Consider the following 16,818-nt stretch of genomic DNA (forward strand, 5'->3'; position numbering starts at 1 on the left):
CTGTGAGCGTTTCGCCCTCGGGCCGGGCGTCGCACCGGTCCGAGCCTTTTCGGGTCAGCGGCTGTATCGCATCAGGGTACGCACCAACCGGCAAGTAGTGTCCGATGGCGGCCGAATTCCGATGACTTCGGCGGTGCGCCGGATCTTCTCGTTGGTCGCCTGATCCGGCAGATAGGTGCCCGAATCCAGCAGGGCGATGGTCAACCGCATGGCCTTGAGCCTGCGGTTGTGCCGGATGTACCACTTACGCGGCCGTCCCGCCGGCAACGGCCGCTTCTCCAGCGGCACGTACGGAGCATCGATAAAGGTCGTTTTCGCGGGCAACTGCGTTCTCCCCTCGCGATCGGGGATCCTTGTGGATCCCCTCGAACACAATGTCGATTTTACTCCTACCCACCGACAAAAACGCCTGGCAGCAATGGTTTTCGCGCCCGGCTCAATCGGTGCAGACCGACTCCTTGATCTGCGGGTTGCGCCCCGTCGCCGCCGCCTTCGCCTTCGCGTTCGCCGCCGACTTGGTGGAACCCCGTCCGATGGACCAGGATCCGTCCCGCGCCTGCGCCACCGCCCCGCACTTGTTCACGAAATTCAGCGCCACCTTGCAATCGGACTTCTTGCAGGTCTCGATCGCCGCCCGCTCGGCGCGCTGCTTGGTGCTGTAGTTGCGCCCCCATCCGGTCTCCCCGGTCGACGGCGAGTAGGCGATCGCCCCCCACTCATCGGATTTCGCGTTCGCGGGCCCCGCCACCACGGTCAGCACCGCGGCGGTCACCGCCGCGCTCAGCGCGACCCGCGCCAGCACGCTGTTCCCGAACTTCTTCATGATCGTCCCCGCAATCCTTTGTGCGGCAAGCCATTGCGCCGCGTTCCCGCCAACAGTCCCGCCGGCGCCTTCTCGCCGACCGAACATTTCCTTAACGACTTTCGATCAGTCCATGGCCCACCCCGCCTCAGCGGCCATCGCGGGGGAGGGTGCGCAGGAGCTCGGCGGCGAGGCGCTGCGCGGCGGGAGCCGCTGCGCCGGGATCGCCGCCGGGGCAGGACACGTAGATCTCGAGGAACAGCAGTCCGTCCCGGAGCCAGATCTCGGCGTTGTCCGCCCGCTCGTCCACCGCGAGTTTCGCCTCCTGGCCCAGCGCACTGACCGGCTGGAAAGCGGTTCCACTCCGGGAAGTCGCGTTCGCATAGGAGCGGCGCGCCGCCGCCAGCCGTTCTTCCACGGTGTCGTAGCGGGTCGTGTCGGGCCGGTACGCCCGGATCCAGACTCGTCCGCCGCCAGGTTCGGCGGGGTCGCGCTCGAAATCGCAAGTGGCCGAATTGCGGTCGAGATCTCGGTCGTCGACGTCGGGCCGCAGCAGCGGGTCGGGCAGGATCGACGCGGGTAGTGCGCACAGGTCGGGGAGCGCGGTGTAGACCGGGTACGCGTCCTTCGAATAGCCCAGCAGCGGGCCGGGTTTCCAGACTGCGGACATGGACAGCAGCAGCGCGAGCAGCACTGCCGGCACCGCGCACAGCGCCCAGGTTTCCCACCCGCTGAGGGGTGCTTTCCATCGGCTCACCGCAGCGCCTCCGTGACCGCACGGGCGACCTCGACGACTTGCCGTTCCGCGGCGGCGGCATCCGCCGTGCCGGAGAGCGCTACCGAGACCCGGTATCCACCGACCAGCGTTCGCGCCTCGGCATCGATGTTCCCGTTGCTGACCGAAGTCCAGAAATAGCCCGGCAGGTCCGCGATGTCGACGGTGTTGTGCTCCGCGTCGTCCTGTAGCCGGACCTCGGCGAATTCCGATCCGGCGTACCGCGGCGCGCTCGCCGTGACCAGCACCGCCAGCTCCCTGCTGCCGTCCCGCTTCCCGCTGGCGGTCCAATAGCATTGCCAGCCACTGGATTCCGGCGTCACCTTTGCCCCGGGCAGCGCCTGTTGCACTTGCTCCGCGCTGAGCACCGAGCAACTGTCCACGGCGGCGGGCTTCCCACCCAGCAGCCAGGTGACGGCTCCCCAGCCGACCGAGACAGCCACCCCGACGCTGACCAGCGTGATCGTCCATTGGCGTAACCGAGGCGGCCCTTCGAACGGCGGCACGGCGACTTCCTCCGCCCTGCGCCCGATCGCCGCCCGATGACGCTCCCGCAGCGGATCGAGCATCTCCGCGAACCGGCGATCAGCGGTCGGCCGATTCGGCGCACCCACCCAAACAACGCTCCCGTCGTCCAAATGCAGCACCGGCCGCCACCGCCCGAACCCCTTTCGCGCCTCGATCGCGACAATCCGCGTCCATGGGATACGCACGTGTCCCGGCCGCCACGGTCTACCCAATTGACGGCAGCTGATCTCCGCATCGGTGAGAACCGTCTTGTTCCCACGCAGGTACAGCGCGTAAAGCACGAGCAACACCACCGGCAGCACATACGCCAGCGGACGCAATTCGAGGGACTTGTCCAGTATCGGCGTCAGATACACCGTCGGAAGCGCCGGGCCGATAGCGATCAGCGGCAGCCACCATTGAACTCGCGACGGCCGGATCACCTCGGGTCCCCGCGACGCAACGTCGAGCTCTGTCATCTCAGCGACCGTCCTGGGGGAGGGTACGAAGAAGTTCGGCGGCAATGCCTTTGGCGACGTCACCTGGTGCGAGGGGATCGTTGCCCGGCATCGCCACGTAGATGTTGATCAGCAGCACGCCGTCGCGAACCGCAAGGTCGGCGTATGCGAAGTCTTCCAAGGTGGCGACGGCGAGTTTGGCTTCCTCGCCGAATCCGCCGACCGGAGCGAAAGGCGTTCGGGTGCCGGATTTTTCCTCGTCGTAGCCGCGCCGCACTTCGATCAGACGGTCGGCCGCGCTGTCGCCGGTGTCGGCTCCGGGGCGGGACACGGCAACCTGAATGCGGCCCAGTACCGGTTCGTCGTCGCCGGGCGCGAAGACACAGGTGCTGTTGTTGCGATCCAGGTTCTGATCAAACGTCTGCGGGTGCAGAGCCGGATCGGGAAGCAGCGCTGGGGGAATTGTTGTGCACAGGTCCGGGAGTGCCGCATGGACTGGATACGCGTCCGGCGCAAAGCGCTCGGGTGAATTGGACTTGGCATAGCCCACCAGAACGGCTCCGAGCAATGCCGTAACGCCGAGAGCCGCTATCAGCCAGCCACGCTCCCATCCACTGAGTGGTGCCGCTGGGCGTCTCATAAATCCCCCTTCACGATTCGCGTCGCAGCGCGGTGACCACGGCCCGAGTAACGGCGGTGACCTTTTCTTCCGCGGCCGCGGCGCCGCCGGAAACCGGGCGGATGACGACCGCTACGAGGTATCCGCCCACCACGGCATGGGCTTCGGCTTCGACGTCGCCGCTGCTGATCGCGCTCCAGAAATAGCCGGACAGGTCCGGGGCATCCTTGACAACGTGCTCGGCGGAATTCTTCAGCCGATCTCGGCGGAACGATTTCCCGGCAGAGTGGACGCTGCGATCGGAAATGGATACCGAGAGTTTGGTAGCCGGAACGTAAGTGCTGTCTGTACGTTTTTCGGAAGTAGCCCAATCGCAGTAGCTGCCACCGTATCCGGGTTTCCTCTGCGCGCCGGGCAGGACTTCGGCAACCAACTCCGCGCTGAGCAAAGCGCAAGCGTCCGCCTCGGGTACCTGGTCGCGATTCGGCGCGTTCACCGCCCCGAACATTGTCGCGATCAAGCCCGCGCTGCCGGCGGCGATCAGCCCTTGCCGCAGCATGCTCGGCCGGTCCTTCAGCTGCGGCACTTCGATGTCCGAGGCCGCCTGACCGGTTGCCGCCAGATGCCGCTGCCGCAGCGGATCGAGCATTTCGTCGAACCGGCGGTCCGCGACCAGACCGCTCGGCGTGCCCGCATAGACGACAGTCGCGTTGTCGAGATGAATTACCGGACGCCAGCTTCCGTAGAACCTGCGCGTTTCGATCGCCACGACCTGCGACCAGGGAATGTGCGCCCGCCACGCCCGCCATGGCCTACCGAGTTGATGGACTGTGATCCCGGAATCGGTCAGGACTGTCCGGATGCTGATCAAATACACCGCGAATATCGTGTACACCAGAACCGGAAGCGCGATAGCCGCGGTGCGCACCAATACGTCGGAGGAAACCGGCCACATCATGAATGGAAAGGCCAGCGTCGGCATGGCCACCACGAGCGGCGGCAGCCACTGCGACCATCCCGGCCGGATGACCTCGTCCGCGCGCGGCGCGATCTCGAGTTCTACCAACTTCCCCCCTTGATCCCCGCGTCACGGTACAACACAGGCGCGCAGCTGGTACAGCGGAACGCTCCGCCCGCTATCGATGGCCGGGCGGCGCAGGCATATATTGAGGTCATGACCGGAATGGACCGCCCGCGGCGGTTGCGCCGCACCCCGGCAATGCGCCGGCTCGTCGCCGAAACCACCCTGGAGCCAAGGCAATTGGTGTTGCCGATGTTTGTGGCGGATGGGCTGGATGAGCCGCGTGAGATCAGTTCGATGCCGGGGGTGATGCAGCATTCGATGGATTCGCTGCGGAAGGCGGCGGTCGAGGCGGTCACGGCCGGGGTCGGCGGGCTGATGCTGTTCGGGGTGCCGCGCCCGGAGGACAAGGACGCGAGCGGCAGCCGGGCCAGTGATCCGGACGGCATTCTGAATCGCGGGCTGCGGGCACTGGCCGACGAGGTCGGTGGGTCCACGGTGATCATGGCCGATACCTGTCTGGACGAGTTCACCGATCACGGGCACTGCGGGGTGCTGGGCGCGGACGGGGCGGTCGACAACGACGCCACCCTGCACCGCTATGTCGATATGGCGCTGTCGCAGGCCGACGCGGGCGCCGACCTGCTCGGTACCAGCGGCATGATGGACGGCCAGGTCGGCGCGATCCGGCGCGGGCTGGACGCGGTCGGGCGCACCGACACCGGCATCCTCGCCTACGCCGCGAAGTACGCCTCCGCGTTCTACGGCCCGTTCCGCGAGGCGGTGGGCTCCTCGCTGGAGGGTGATCGCCGCACCTACCAGCAGGATCCGGCCAACCGCCGGGAAGCCATCCGGGAACTGGAACTGGATCTGGCCGAGGGCGCCGACATCGTCATGGTGAAGCCGGCCATGTCGTACCTGGACATCCTGCGCGATGTCGCCGATCGTTCCACCGTCCCGGTCGCCGCGTACCAGATCTCGGGCGAGTACGCGATGATCACCGCCGCCGCCGAACGCGGCTGGATCGACCGCCGCGGCGCGGTCCTGGAATCGCTGACGGGCATCCGGCGCGCGGGCGCGGACATCGTGCTCACCTACTGGGCCACCGAAGCCGCACACTGGTTGTCGTGACGCATCACCTACCGCCGATGCCGGGACCCATCCCGTCCCCGCAGCCGGCCCCGTCCATGCCCGAGGACATCGGCACGGCTCGCCAGCTCTGGTGGGGCGTGACCGGTGTCGGCGTGGTGCAGTTGATCGCCTCGTTCCTCGCGATCAGCGGTCAACGGAACGAGATCACCAAGCAATACTTCGATCAGATGCACGAGGCCGATCCCACGTTCACGATGGCGCAGGCCGAGCAGATGACGTTGGCGATAATGATCTTCGGCGGCGTCGTCGCGGGGCTGGTCCTGGTCGGTCTGACTCTGTTGTTCGCGCATCTGATGGCCCGCGGAAAGTTCTGGGCGCGCGCGGTGCTGACGATGATGGGCATCTGGCTGGTGCTGATCGCGCTGCTCAATGTGTTCGCGCACTTGTTCGGCGCCGGCTCGGTCGATACCGGCGGGGCGATGCTGGTGGCGGGCGGCGCGGCGATCGTACAAGGCGTGCTCGCGGGCGGCGCCGTCTACCTGATGCACCGCAAGGATTCGACCGCCTATTTCCTGGCGCATCGACGCCGCTGAGTCGCGTACTCGGCCAACCGATTACAGACCGGGTGGTTTAGCTACCGCCCGGTATGGGCATGTATGGTGAGGGTTGTCACAGCGGACTTGGGAACCGGTTGCCGTCGGTAAGACGTTCGGCGCCGGGGGATCGGAGGCATTGATGCGAGTGGTCATCCAACAGCCGCAGAGCATTCGGCGAGACCTGCTCGTGCTGAGTCTGCTGATCCTGTTCGGCTTGGTCACTGTCGCGCTGTTGCTGCTGCCAGGGATGGTCGGCTGAGCCGACCCAGTGTTGTTCGCCGAACCTGGCGCGCGCTGGCGCGCGGTCGCCTACGGGCCCCTCCTGTGCCTGGTCATCCTGCTCCTCGAACTGGTCACCGGTAGCCCCGTGCACTGGTTCGCCCTGCTTTTCTGTGCCGCGTTGATCGCGGGTTTCGTTGCGCTGCAAGTGATCGCCGGACAGCGCCATGTGAGTGTCGAACTGACCGAGAGCGCGCTGCGATCGGGCACCGAGTTGCTGCCGTTGACCGAGATCGCCGAGGTCCTGCCCGCGCGCGCGGACGTCGAGTACGAGGAAGAGTGGGAATCCGCCCGCGCGCTCGGTGAACTGAGCGGGGTGCCGCGGCGACGCACCGGCATCGGGTTACGCCTGCGCGACGGTAGCGTGGTGCAGGCTTGGGCCAAAGACCACCGCGGCTTGCGCGCCGCGCTCACCGCCGCGCTGCCGGCCGAGGAGAACGGAGCGGACCGTTGAGACGAGGGATCGCGTTCGGCGAACTGGCGCTGGTGGTGCTGTGCGTACTCGGCGCGGTAGCGAGCTGGAACCGGGGGCTGGTCACCACCTCGTTCGCGGCCGCCGGTGACATGCCCGCCTTCGACGCCACCCGCTACGTCGCGCCGTGGCTGCTGCTGGCCACGCTGTTGCTGGTATTCGCCGGGCTGTTCGGGATCGACGCGGTTTCCCGGATCCGTCGCGGCATCACCTAGTAGTTTGTCTGCAGGCTCGTGGGTGATCGCCTGTCGCCCAGGCCTTTTCGATGAGAGGTGTTGTTCGTGAAAACTCTGTTTGCGAAATTCGGTGTGGCCCTGGTGGCTGCCGCCGCGCTCGGACTGGCGGCCGGACCCGCCGCGGCGCAGGGGTTGCCGCTGGAACAGGCCCCGGCGGAGGAGGTCTTCGCGCCGGAAACCGGATCGGCGGGGATCTACAACAACGCCATGTGCATGCTCCACACCATCAGTGCCTCGGTGCCCTGCATGTACACCTAGTTATTCGCTCCAGTGCTGGTAGACGTCCATCACCCGGCCGCCCCGGGTGCCCGGCGCGTTGAACAGCAAGCTGATGGTGCCGTCGGGGTGTGTCGCGGACTCGGCGACGACCTGCCGCAGCGAGGCGTACACCCCGCCGTACTGGTCACGATAGATCTCGGTGTCCGGGTGCAGGCCCGCGCCGATCTTGGTCAACGGAACGAACATGGTGACCAACGCCGGCACGGGGCCCGCGGCCACCGCCACGGTCTCGTTGTGGCTCAGCCGCACCCCGGCCCGGCCCTGATCGAGCTGAAGCACCGGATCCACTGCGGCGGCTGTCCCGCTACCCAAGGCGGCGCACGCGGCACACAGTGCGGCTAGCGTGAATGTCCTGGTTATAGCGATCCGCATGGAACCCTCCCGATCGTTAGCGGATGAATCGATGGCTCGAGGTTACGCACCAGCAACCTTGCGGTGACCGATATCCGCCGAAACCAAGATCGGCGTGTTGCCACCCGCCGGGTGGGGTTCGTCACCTCGACTACACCCTGTCGTCGACCGGTTCCGGGACAGCTGAGAGACTGGGGGCCGTGAGTTCTTCTCCGCGTGTGGTTCCGGTTTCCGCTCAGCTCTTCGAACGAGCTGGTTCGGTGATTCCCGGCGGCGTCAACTCGCCCGTGCGGGCCTTCCATTCGGTGGGCGGTACGCCCAGATTCATCGCCTCGGCCAAGGGGTGCACCCTCACCGACGTCGACGGCAACGACTATGTCGATCTGGTCTGCTCCTGGGGGCCGATGATCCTCGGTCACGCGCATCCGGCCGTGGTCGAAGCGGTGCGGCAGGCTGCCGTCGGTGGTCTGTCCTTCGGCGCGCCGACCGAGGGCGAGATCGAACTGGCCGAGCTCATCGCCGAGCGCGTCGACCCGGTAGAGCGGGTCCGCCTGGTGAACTCCGGCACCGAAGCGACCATGAGCGCGGTCCGCTTGGCCCGCGGCTACACCGGCCGTTCCAAGATCATCAAATTCTCCGGCTGCTATCACGGTCACGTGGACGCGCTGCTCGCAGACGCCGGTTCCGGTGTCGCGACCCTCGGCCTGCCCACCTCGCCCGGCGTGACCGGCGCCCAAGCCGCCGACACCCTGGTGCTGCCCTACAACGACCTCGCGGCCGTCGCCGCCGCGTTCGCCGCGCACCCGGGGGAGATCGCGTGTGTGATCACTGAGGCGGCCGCGGGCAACATGGGCGCGGTCGCGCCGGTGCCGGGATTCAACGAGGGCCTGCGCCGGCTCACCACCGAGCACGGCGCGCTGCTGATCATGGACGAGGTGATGACCGGATTCCGGGTCAGCCGTTCGGGCTGGTTCGGCATCGACGGCGTCGCCGGGGATCTCTACACCTTCGGCAAGGTGATGAGCGGCGGCCTGCCCGCCGCCGCGTTCGGCGGTCGCGCCGAGATCATGAACCGGCTGGCCCCGCTCGGCCCGGTCTACCAGGCGGGCACCCTGTCCGGTAACCCCGTCGCCGTCGCCGCCGGAATGGCGTCGCTGCGCGCGGCCGACGACGCGGTGTACGCGGCCCTCGACGCCAACGCCAAGCGCCTCGGCGGCCTGCTGGGAGACGCCCTGGCCACGGCGGGCGTCGAGCATCAGGTGCAGTTCGCGGGCAATATGGTGAGCGTGTTCTTCGCCGACCGCCCGGTCACCGACTATGCCGCCGCCAAAGCCAGTCAGACCTGGCGTTTCCCCGCCTTCTTCCACGCCCTGCTCGACGGTGGCGTGTATGCGCCGCCGAGCGCGTTCGAGGCCTGGTTCGTCTCCGCGGCACTCGACGACGACGCATTCGACCGTATCGCCGCCGCCCTGCCCGCCGCCGCCTCCGCGGCGGCCGCGGCAGCAAATCCCGAAGGATCCCGCGCGTGAGTTCCGATCTCGAACAGCCCGGCGCCGACAAGCGCGAGCTAACCAGCTTCGCCCCCGATACCGCCGCCACCGGCGCCGAGTTCAGTGGTGACCCGGCCGCTGTGCAGGCCGCCGCGGCCGCCTTGGACGCCGGTCTCGCCGCCGCCGATGTCGAGGCGGAGGCCGTTGCCGCCGCCGTCGTGCACGCCGTCGCCGCGGATCTGGCCGCGGAGGGCGATGCCCGGGCCGCCGCCGAGTTCGCGGCCGCCGGCGAGCCCGACGCACCCAGCCAGGACGCGCCGTTCAGCGAAGCCGAGGCCACCGCGAGCGAGCGGCAGGTGTCCGCGCTGATCGACCGCGCCGAGGCGGACGACGCCGCCGACCCACTCAGCGATGCCGTTGTGGCGGAACAGGTTTCGGGCGAAGCCGCCGCACAGGTGGCGTTGACCGAGGGCGCCGAGGCCGCGGACGCGGTGGCGCGCGCGGGCGAACCGGAACACGAGGCGCCCGCCGAAGCGGCGCCCCGCGTCGGCGGCGCGGTCGCTCGACCCCGCGCGGTCGCGCCGGACGAAGAAGACCTGGCCCCGGTCGACGACAGTGTCGAGACCATCGTGCACGTGGTGCGCCACGGTGAGGTGCACAATCCGCGCGGCATCCTCTACGGCCGGCTCCCCGGATTCGCCCTGTCGGCGGCCGGCCGAGCGCAGGCCGGTGCGGTCGCGCGCTCGCTGTCCGACCACGACATCGCGCTGGTCATCGCCTCCCCGCTGCAGCGCGCACAGGAGACCGCCGCGCCCATCGCGGCCGAGCACAACCTGATCGTGCGCACCGACGAGAACCTGATCGAAGCCGGCAATACCTTTGAGGGCCTGCGGGTTTCGGTCGGCGACGGCGCGCTGCGCAAGCCCCGGCACTGGTGGAAGCTGCGCGACCCGTTCACCCCGTCCTGGGGCGAGCCGTACCTGCAGATCGCGCACCGCATGCTGGCCGCGGCCAACAAGGCCCGGGTCGAAGCGGCCGGGCACGAGGCCGTGCTGGTCTCGCATCAGCTGCCCGTGTGGACGCTGCGCCGTTTCCTGCAGGGGCAGCGTCTCTGGCACGACCCGCGGCACCGCCAGTGCTCGCTGGCCTCGCTGACCTCCCTGGTCTACCAGGGCGACACCCTCGTCGACATCGTCTACTCCGAGCCCGCCGGCGGCTCGGATCCCACGGTGCACGGCGCATGAAATCGGTGCTGCCCGGCAAGTCCCGTCGTCTCGCGCCGGTGCTGTTCGCGTGCGTGGCGCTGATCGCCGCACTCACGGGCTGCTCCACCGGCACCGACGCGGTGGCTACCGGCGGCACCTTCGAATTCGTCTCGCCCGGCGGCAAAACCGATATCTTCTACAACCCGCCGAGCGCCCGCGGCACCATCGGCACGCTCTCCGGCCCGGATCTGATGACCGGAAAGCCGCTGTCCGCCAGTGATTTCGCGGGCAAGGTCCTGGTCATCAACCTGTGGGGTCAGTGGTGCGGACCGTGCCGGGCGGAGGTGCCCGCGCTCGAAAAGGTCTACGAGGCAAGCAAAGACAAGGGCGTCGCGTTCCTCGGGATCAATGTCCGCGATCCGCAGCAGGACAAGGCGCAGGACTTCGTCACTTCGAACAAGGTCGGCTACCCCTCGATCTACGACCCCGCCATGCGGACGCTGCTCGCCCTCGGCGGCAACTTCCCGACCAGTGTCATTCCCACGACGCTGATCCTGGACAAGCAGCACCGCGTCGCTGCCGTCTACCTGCGCGCGCTCACCGCGTCCGACCTGCAGTCGGTCGTCGACGATCTCGCCGCGGAGGCGAACGCGTGATCCACGGCTCCACACTGCGCACCGGTGCGCTCCGATGACGGTCCTCGCGAACGTGGGCGATTCGTTCCAGCAGACCGCGGCCACCGGGCCGCTGCTGCTGGCGCTCGGAGCGTGTGTGCTGGCCGGACTCGTCTCCTTCGCCTCCCCGTGCGTGGTGCCGTTGGTGCCTGGGTACCTGTCCTATCTCGCGGGCCTGGTCGGGGCGGAAGTGCCGCCGGTCACCGTGGCGCAGGCGAAAGGCGCTGGGGCACAGCCGGGATCGGTCGCGGTCGAGGAATCCCGGCGGGCGATGCGGGCCGGACGACTCCGAGTCGCCGGTGCGGCAGGGCTTTTCGTCGCCGGGTTCACCGTGGTGTTCGTGCTGGCCACCGCCACCGTCTTCGGTGTCATCAATACCTTGAACGTGAATCGTGAACTGCTACAGCGCATCGGTGGCGTGGTCACGATCGTGATGGGTTTGGCGTTCATCGGGTTGATCCCCGCGCTGCAGCGCGACACCCGGATGGAACCGCGACGGTTCAGCAGCATCGCCGGCGCGCCGCTGCTCGGCGCGGTGTTCGCGCTGGGCTGGACGCCGTGCCTCGGGCCGACGCTGTCCGGGGTGATGGCGGTGTCCGCGGGTACCGACGGCACGACCGCCGCCCGCGGCGTGGCGCTCATCGTCGCCTACTGCCTGGGGCTCGGATTGCCGTTCGTGATCCTGGCTTTCGGGTCGGCGAGCGCGTTGCGCGGGGTGGGCTGGTTGCGCCGGAACTCGCGCACCATTCAGATCGTCGGGGGACTGCTGCTCGTCGCGGTGGGCATCGCGCTGGTCACGGGGGCGTGGGATCTGTTCGTGGCCTGGGTGCGTGACGCGTTCGTCTCCGAGGTGACTCTGCCGATATGACCGTGACCGAAACTTCCACGGCTGCTGCTCCGAAGCCGCCGCGTCAGTCGCTGCCGGGCCGGTTGTGGGCGCTGGTGCGCAACGCCTGGCGCGGGCTGACCAGCATGCGCACCGCCTTGGTGCTGCTGTTCCTGCTGGCGCTGGCCGCGATTCCGGGCGCGCTGCTGCCGCAGCGGAACCTGAACGAGCAGAAGGTCAACGAGTACATCGCGAACCGGCCGACGCTGGGTCCGTGGATGGACCGGTTCGAGCTGTTCGACGTGTTCTCGAGCTTCTGGTTCACCGCGGTCTACGTGCTGCTGTTCGTCTCGCTGGTGGGCTGCATCCTGCCGCGCTGCTACGACCACTTCAAAGCCCTGCGCACCGCGCCGGTGAAAGCGCCGCGCAATCTGTCCCGGCTGCCGCACCATCATTCGGAGACGGTGGCGCGCACCCCCGAACAGGTCATCGAGCAGGCGCGCGCGCAGTTGCGGGGCTGGCGCACCGAGGTCCGGCCCGGGCAGCGTGACGGGGAGATCACGCTGTCGGCGGAGAAGGGGTACACCCGCGAACTCGGCAACCTCGTCTTCCACCTGGCCCTGGTCGGCCTGCTCATCGCGATCGCCGTCGGCAAGCTGTTCGGGTACGAGGGCAACGTCATCGTCATCGCCGACAACGGACCGGGTTTCTGCACCACCTCGCCCGCGGTGTTCGACTCGTTCAAGGCCGGCAACGTCAACGACGGCACCGGGATGACCCCGATCTGCGTGCGGGTCAAAGACTTCAAGGCCGAATACCTGAAGACCGGTCAGGCCGAGATGTTCACCTCGAACATCCAGTACCAGGCCGGGGCCGACCTGAACTCCAACACCTGGCGCGACACCACCATCCAGGTGAACCATCCGCTGCGCGTCGCCGGTGACCGGCTGTACCTGCAGGGCCACGGTTTCGCGCCGACGTTCACCGTCACCTTTCCGAACGGGCAGACGCGCACCGAGACCATCCAGTGGCGGCCCGACGACGCGCAGACCTTCCTGTCCAGCGGTGTGCTGCGCATCGATCCGCCCGGCGGCATGTACGCCACCGAGGAGGAGCGCCGTAAGAACCAGATCGCGATCGATGGCCTGTTCGCGCCGACCGCGATGTTCCACGGCAGTCTGCTGACGTCGGCGTTCCCGAAGATGGAGGACCCGGCGGTCGCGGTCGACATCTATCGCGGCGATACCGGCTTGGACACCGGGAAGCCGCAGTCGCTGTTCGCGCTGGATCGGGAGATGATCGCGCAGGGCCGGCTCAACAAGGAGGCGCGGATCAACCTGCGCCCCGGTGAGTCCACCACGCTGCCCAACGGGACCAAGGTGAGCTTCGACGGCGCCAAGGAATTCGTGAATCTGCAGGTCTCGCACGATCCGGCGCAGCAGTGGGTACTGGTCAGCGCGCTGGCGATGATGGCCGGGCTGCTGGTGTCGCTGGTGGTGAAGCGCCGGCGCATCTGGGTGCGGGTCTATCCGTCGCCGGATGATGCCGGTACCGTTGACCAACGACGCGCCGTAGTAGAGATGGGCGGCCTCGCCAGAACCGATCAAGCGGGCTGGGGCGGCGAATTCGACCGGCTGCGCGCGCGCCTGCTGGACCCCACCAAGACCACCTCGGGAGAGTGACCATGCCGATCGACGAGACGCTCGCCGGGTACAGCAACCTCGCCTTCAAATCGGCGTGGGTTGTCTATGTGCTCATGCTCGCGCTACTGATCGTGCAGTACTCGGCGGCGCAGAAGCAGCTGTCCGAACGCGAACTGGTCACCGCGGGCGGCGGTCTCGCCCCGAACACCCCCGGCCGGATCGAGGAAGTCCCGAAGCGGCCCTGGCCGGAACGCTTCGGCAACATGGCGTTCTCGGTGCTGATGGTCGGCATCGTCCTGCACGTCGGCTCGATCGTGCTGCGCGGCTTCGCGACCCATCGCTTCCCGCTCGGCAACATGTACGAGTTCGTCGTGATGGCCACGGCCGCCGCGATGGTCGTCGGCGTCGCCTTCCTCAATGAGCGCAAGTTCCGCTCGATGTGGGTCTTCCTGCTGGTCCCTGTCCTGGTCCTGATGTTCGTCGCCGGCCAGGTCCTCTACGCCGAAGCCGCCCCCGTCGTCCCCGCCCTGCAATCCTTCTGGCTCCCCATCCACGTCACCGTGGTCAGCATCGGCAGCGGCATCTTCCTGCTCTCCGGCGTAGCCAGCCTGCTGTTCCTCTTCCGCCTGCGCCAGCCCGAAGGCGAAGAATCCAGCACCTTCGTCGGCCTCATCGCCCGCCGTCTCCCCGACGCCCGCACCCTCGACCGCCTCGCCTACAAAACCACCATCATCGGCTTCCCCCTCTTCGGCGCCGGCGTCATCCTCGGCGCCATCTGGGCCGAAGCCGCCTGGGGCCGCTTCTGGGGCTGGGACCCCAAAGAAACCTGCTCCTTCATCGCCTGGGTCCTCTACGCCGCCTACCTCCACGCCCGCGCCACCTCCGGCTGGCGCGACACCAAAGCCGCCTGGATCAACATCGCCGGCTTCGTAGCCATGCTCTTCAACCTGTTCATCATCAACATGGTGATCAGCGGCCTGCACAGCTACGCGGGCCTGAACTAGCGCAGGCGGTTTCGGCTCAGGCGCGGGAGGAGATCTGCTGGACGCCCCAGCTGTTGCCGTCGGGGTCTTCGAAGAAGAGGAAGCCGACGTTGTCGAGGGGATCTGCGGTGGGGGAAGGGTTTTCGCCCAGCACCTGGATGTCGGTTACGGTGACGTCGCGGGCTACCAGTTCCCGGTGGGCCTGGTGGATGTCGGGGACGACTAGTTGGAGGCCCTTGATGGAGCCTGGTTCCATGTGGGGGACTGCGCCTTCGCCGATCACGATGGAGCAGCCGGAGCCGGGTGGGGTCAGCTGGACGATTCGCATGTCGTCGCCGACCTTTGTGTCGTGGTCGACGATGAAGCCGAGCTGTTCGCTGTAGAAGGCTTTCGCGCGGTCGATATCCGAGACCGGGACGATAACGACCTCGAGGGTCCAGTTCATGGTTGGTCCTTTCGGAGGGGTGCTCGGTGGGGGCGAGGGTCAGCGGGGCCGGCGGGTGAACAAGGGCAGTGCCATTACAGCCGATGCCCAGAGCCAGATCAGGGAACCGCCGGTGAGCATCCAGCGGAAGTCGCTGGCGGCGAAGGTGATCGCGGAGAGAATCAGGTAGACCGTGGGGATGGCGATGGTGGCGGCGAACCAGGTGGTGCGGCCTTCCTGGCGGAAGCGGCGGGCGAAGACGATGGTGGCGGCGATCAGGGCGAGGGCGGCCAGGACGGGGGCGACGGCGTGCAGGGCGCCGTGCCAGGTCAGTGATGCGGGGGCCTCGTCGGGGGTGCCGATCGGGTAGCCGAAGCCGGGGTCGACGACGAAGACGCCGCCCGCGATCAGGCCGAAGCCGTAGGCGGCGAACAGGCGCGGGCCCCAGGTGCTGCCGATTCCGGTGGTCAGGACGCGGGAGAGGCCGAGGGCGCCGGCCAGGACCAGGAGGCCGCTGAGGATGAAGTTGGTGATCTGCATCCAGCCGAGTTCGCTGAGGCTGAGCATGCTGAGGGGGTGCTTGACCGGGTCGAAGCCTTCGCGGGTGGCCGCCTGGATCAGGACGCTGCCGACGAACAGCGGGCCTGCGATCGCGCCGCAGGTCAGCAGGGCTGTAGTGCTGGCGGCCTGCTTCCGTGCGGCGGTGCCGGCGTAGGAGAAGAAGGAGGTGGTCATAGCGGGTACTCCTGGCAGGTTTTCCGGAGCGGTATGCCGCACCGAAAGCGATTGTTATCCCTTCTGACGTCGCACCATCGCGGAATTCATCGCTGGGCCTGCGGGAACCTCAGCCGCGGCGAAATCGGTTCAGTCCTCTTGACGAATCGGCCCGGAATCGGGCCGTGACAGCAGGCGTCCGCACCTACTGTGACTTGCATGGACATCAAGTTGCAGGCGAACGTCATCATGCTCGGCGTCAAGGATGTCGATCGCGCCAAGAAGTTCTATGTCGAAGGTATGGGCTGCGAAATCGAGCAGGACTACCCAGGTTTCGTCCGGCTCGGACTGGGTGCGGGGTCCTCCGCGCTAGCCCTCTACGAGTGGGACGCGGTGGCTCAGGAAGCGGGCGTCTCGGCCACGGGTTCCGGCTTCCGCGGCTTCTCCTTCCACTTCCTCGCCGACTCCCGCGACCAGGTAGACGAGGCCATGCGCACCGCCGTCGCGGCCGGCGCCACCGTCCTCAGGGAACCCACCGAAGCTGAATGGGGCGGCTACGACGCCTACTTCACCGATCCCGACGGCTACATCTGGAAGGTCGCCACCGCCTCCTAGCTCGGCATGCGAAAGTCGCTGGGGCGGGTCAGATGTGGAACGATCGCTGGCGTGAGTGGGGTGGACCAGCGGGTGGAATCGTTGTCGTGGCCGGCGGAATGGAAGCGGAACGACAAGCGCGAGCGCAAGTATCGGGCCCGGGGTAGCGACGGCGTGCACGTCGTCTGGGTGGATCATGACGGCGTCGGTGAAGAAGGCTTGCTGGTCCCGTCGGTTCGGTCGAGCAAATTGCAGGGGATTCTGTTCACCGTTTTCGGCGGCCTGTTCACCGCGGCGGTGCTGGCGAGCGTGCCGTTCATCGTCATCGACGGTGCGTGGGACGCGATCGGCGGGGTGCTGTGTGTCGGCGCCTTCGCGGTGCCGACGCTGCTCCTCGGGATCCATTCCTGGCGGCACGCGGGCAGTAAACATCTGACCGGCTTACGACTGACACCGACTCGGGTGATCTTCGGCAGCTACGACGGCAGTCACGTCGCGATGCGCTGGGAACAGATCTCGCGAGTTCGCCCGTTCCTGAACGCGGGCACCTCTCGCCAATGGTGGAACGCGTTCGCCATCGAGGTACACGATCTGGAAGCGGTCCTGAGCCACGTCGGCCCGAAAGCCCTTCGCCTGCACCGGATGGCGAACGGCCCGGCCGCGGTGACATTGCACGACAACCATCTGGCAGTACACCCACTCCTGGCGTACCACCTGGTCCGGTATTACTTCGACAACCCAGCCGATCGCCCGAACATCACGCAAGCACTCGCGTGAC

Annotated in this window: 22 protein-coding genes; 13 read left to right on the top strand and 9 right to left on the bottom strand. The window is 67.7% G+C overall.

Going from position 1 to position 16,818, the window contains the following annotated elements:
- Nucleotides 1-54: 54 nt before the first annotated feature.
- The 6 genes from AB0M14_RS20350 to AB0M14_RS20375 all read right to left on the bottom strand — a co-directional run bounded on the left by AB0M14_RS20350 (nucleotide 55) and on the right by AB0M14_RS20375 (nucleotide 4,227).
- Complete coding sequence (locus AB0M14_RS20350) at nucleotides 55-324, bottom strand: hypothetical protein (RefSeq protein WP_364997162.1); 270 nt, start codon at nucleotides 322-324, stop codon at nucleotides 55-57.
- Nucleotides 325-436: 112 nt separating this feature from the next.
- Complete coding sequence (locus AB0M14_RS20355) at nucleotides 437-823, bottom strand: DUF4189 domain-containing protein (RefSeq protein WP_364997164.1); 387 nt, start codon at nucleotides 821-823, stop codon at nucleotides 437-439.
- 127 nt (nucleotides 824-950) lie between these two features.
- On the bottom strand, nucleotides 951-1,559 hold the full coding sequence (locus AB0M14_RS20360; protein ID WP_364997166.1) for a hypothetical protein: 609 nt from the start codon (nucleotides 1,557-1,559) through the stop codon (nucleotides 951-953).
- Nucleotides 1,556-2,563 (bottom strand): hypothetical protein, encoded by a 1,008-nt coding sequence (locus tag AB0M14_RS20365; protein WP_364997168.1) that lies wholly within the window; start codon nucleotides 2,561-2,563, stop codon nucleotides 1,556-1,558. The genes AB0M14_RS20360 and AB0M14_RS20365 overlap by 4 nt, the downstream gene beginning before the upstream one ends.
- Before the next feature lies 1 nt (nucleotide 2,564).
- Nucleotides 2,565-3,092 carry a hypothetical protein gene (locus AB0M14_RS20370; protein WP_364997170.1) on the bottom strand — a complete coding sequence of 176 codons (528 nt, stop codon included), beginning with the start codon at nucleotides 3,090-3,092 and terminating at the stop codon, nucleotides 2,565-2,567.
- A 100-nt stretch (nucleotides 3,093-3,192) separates the two neighbouring features.
- Nucleotides 3,193-4,227: a hypothetical protein gene (locus AB0M14_RS20375; protein ID WP_364997172.1), complete on the bottom strand. Its 1,035-nt coding sequence runs from the start codon at nucleotides 4,225-4,227 to the stop codon at nucleotides 3,193-3,195.
- Between the two features lie 108 nt (nucleotides 4,228-4,335).
- Between AB0M14_RS20375 and hemB the strand changes: the two genes are divergently transcribed.
- From hemB to AB0M14_RS20400, 5 genes are all read left to right on the top strand, one after another.
- Nucleotides 4,336-5,313: a porphobilinogen synthase gene (gene hemB / locus AB0M14_RS20380; RefSeq protein ID WP_364997174.1), complete on the top strand. Its 978-nt coding sequence runs from the start codon at nucleotides 4,336-4,338 to the stop codon at nucleotides 5,311-5,313.
- Nucleotides 5,310-5,867: a hypothetical protein gene (locus tag AB0M14_RS20385; RefSeq protein ID WP_364997176.1), complete on the top strand. Its 558-nt coding sequence runs from the start codon at nucleotides 5,310-5,312 to the stop codon at nucleotides 5,865-5,867. Before hemB ends, AB0M14_RS20385 begins: the two co-directional genes overlap by 4 nt.
- Nucleotides 5,868-6,138: 271 nt before the next feature.
- Nucleotides 6,139-6,603 (top strand): hypothetical protein, encoded by a 465-nt coding sequence (locus AB0M14_RS20390; protein WP_364997178.1) that lies wholly within the window; start codon nucleotides 6,139-6,141, stop codon nucleotides 6,601-6,603.
- A complete protein-coding gene (locus tag AB0M14_RS20395) occupies nucleotides 6,600-6,836 on the top strand; it encodes a hypothetical protein (protein ID WP_364997180.1) in 237 nt (78 codons plus the stop codon). Before AB0M14_RS20390 ends, AB0M14_RS20395 begins: the two co-directional genes overlap by 4 nt.
- Nucleotides 6,837-6,902: 66 nt before the next feature.
- Entirely contained in the window at nucleotides 6,903-7,115 is a 213-nt protein-coding gene (locus AB0M14_RS20400; RefSeq protein ID WP_364997182.1) for a hypothetical protein, read from the top strand.
- Here AB0M14_RS20400 and AB0M14_RS20405 read toward each other — a convergent pair whose 3' ends face one another.
- A complete protein-coding gene (locus AB0M14_RS20405; protein ID WP_364997184.1) occupies nucleotides 7,116-7,508 on the bottom strand; it encodes a hypothetical protein in 393 nt (130 codons plus the stop codon). It abuts the gene before it with no gap.
- 179 nt (nucleotides 7,509-7,687) lie between these two features.
- Here AB0M14_RS20405 and hemL point away from each other — a divergent pair, with 179 nt between their 5' ends.
- The 6 genes from hemL (at nucleotide 7,688) to ccsB (ending at nucleotide 14,329) form a co-directional block, all read left to right on the top strand.
- Nucleotides 7,688-9,016, top strand: coding sequence for a glutamate-1-semialdehyde 2,1-aminomutase (gene hemL / locus AB0M14_RS20410; protein ID WP_364997186.1), 1,329 nt, complete (start codon nucleotides 7,688-7,690; stop codon nucleotides 9,014-9,016).
- Between the two features lie 557 nt (nucleotides 9,017-9,573).
- Complete coding sequence (locus AB0M14_RS20415) at nucleotides 9,574-10,221, top strand: histidine phosphatase family protein (RefSeq protein WP_364998979.1); 648 nt, start codon at nucleotides 9,574-9,576, stop codon at nucleotides 10,219-10,221.
- Nucleotides 10,218-10,838, top strand: a complete 621-nt coding sequence (locus tag AB0M14_RS20420) for a TlpA disulfide reductase family protein (protein ID WP_364997188.1) — start codon at nucleotides 10,218-10,220, stop codon at nucleotides 10,836-10,838. The genes AB0M14_RS20415 and AB0M14_RS20420 overlap by 4 nt, the downstream gene beginning before the upstream one ends.
- Nucleotides 10,839-10,872: 34 nt before the next feature.
- The gene (locus AB0M14_RS20425) at nucleotides 10,873-11,724 is read left to right on the top strand and encodes a cytochrome c biogenesis CcdA family protein (RefSeq protein WP_364997190.1); all 852 of its coding nucleotides are present in this window, start codon (nucleotides 10,873-10,875) and stop codon (nucleotides 11,722-11,724) included.
- Nucleotides 11,721-13,364, top strand: coding sequence for a cytochrome c biogenesis protein ResB (locus AB0M14_RS20430; RefSeq protein WP_364997191.1), 1,644 nt, complete (start codon nucleotides 11,721-11,723; stop codon nucleotides 13,362-13,364). Before AB0M14_RS20425 ends, AB0M14_RS20430 begins: the two co-directional genes overlap by 4 nt.
- Before the next feature lie 2 nt (nucleotides 13,365-13,366).
- The gene (ccsB, locus tag AB0M14_RS20435) at nucleotides 13,367-14,329 is read left to right on the top strand and encodes a c-type cytochrome biogenesis protein CcsB (protein ID WP_364997193.1); all 963 of its coding nucleotides are present in this window, start codon (nucleotides 13,367-13,369) and stop codon (nucleotides 14,327-14,329) included.
- A gap of 16 nt (nucleotides 14,330-14,345) precedes the next feature.
- On the opposite strand, the gene AB0M14_RS20440 is transcribed toward ccsB, so the two are convergent.
- Both AB0M14_RS20440 and AB0M14_RS20445 read right to left on the bottom strand, forming a co-directional pair.
- Nucleotides 14,346-14,753 carry a VOC family protein gene (locus tag AB0M14_RS20440; RefSeq protein ID WP_364997195.1) on the bottom strand — a complete coding sequence of 136 codons (408 nt, stop codon included), beginning with the start codon at nucleotides 14,751-14,753 and terminating at the stop codon, nucleotides 14,346-14,348.
- Nucleotides 14,754-14,792: 39 nt separating this feature from the next.
- Complete coding sequence (locus AB0M14_RS20445) at nucleotides 14,793-15,467, bottom strand: DUF998 domain-containing protein (RefSeq protein WP_364997197.1); 675 nt, start codon at nucleotides 15,465-15,467, stop codon at nucleotides 14,793-14,795.
- Nucleotides 15,468-15,665: 198 nt separating this feature from the next.
- Between AB0M14_RS20445 and AB0M14_RS20450 the strand changes: the two genes are divergently transcribed.
- Together AB0M14_RS20450 and AB0M14_RS20455 are read left to right on the top strand one after the other, a co-directional pair.
- The gene (locus AB0M14_RS20450; protein WP_364997199.1) at nucleotides 15,666-16,061 is read left to right on the top strand and encodes a VOC family protein; all 396 of its coding nucleotides are present in this window, start codon (nucleotides 15,666-15,668) and stop codon (nucleotides 16,059-16,061) included.
- 51 nt (nucleotides 16,062-16,112) lie between these two features.
- Nucleotides 16,113-16,817 carry a hypothetical protein gene (locus AB0M14_RS20455; protein ID WP_364997201.1) on the top strand — a complete coding sequence of 235 codons (705 nt, stop codon included), beginning with the start codon at nucleotides 16,113-16,115 and terminating at the stop codon, nucleotides 16,815-16,817.
- Nucleotide 16,818 lies beyond the last annotated feature (1 nt).

Source organism: Nocardia sp. NPDC051832 (assembly GCF_040681285.1).
In the GTDB taxonomy this organism is placed as follows: Bacteria; Actinomycetota; Actinomycetes; order Mycobacteriales; family Mycobacteriaceae; genus Nocardia.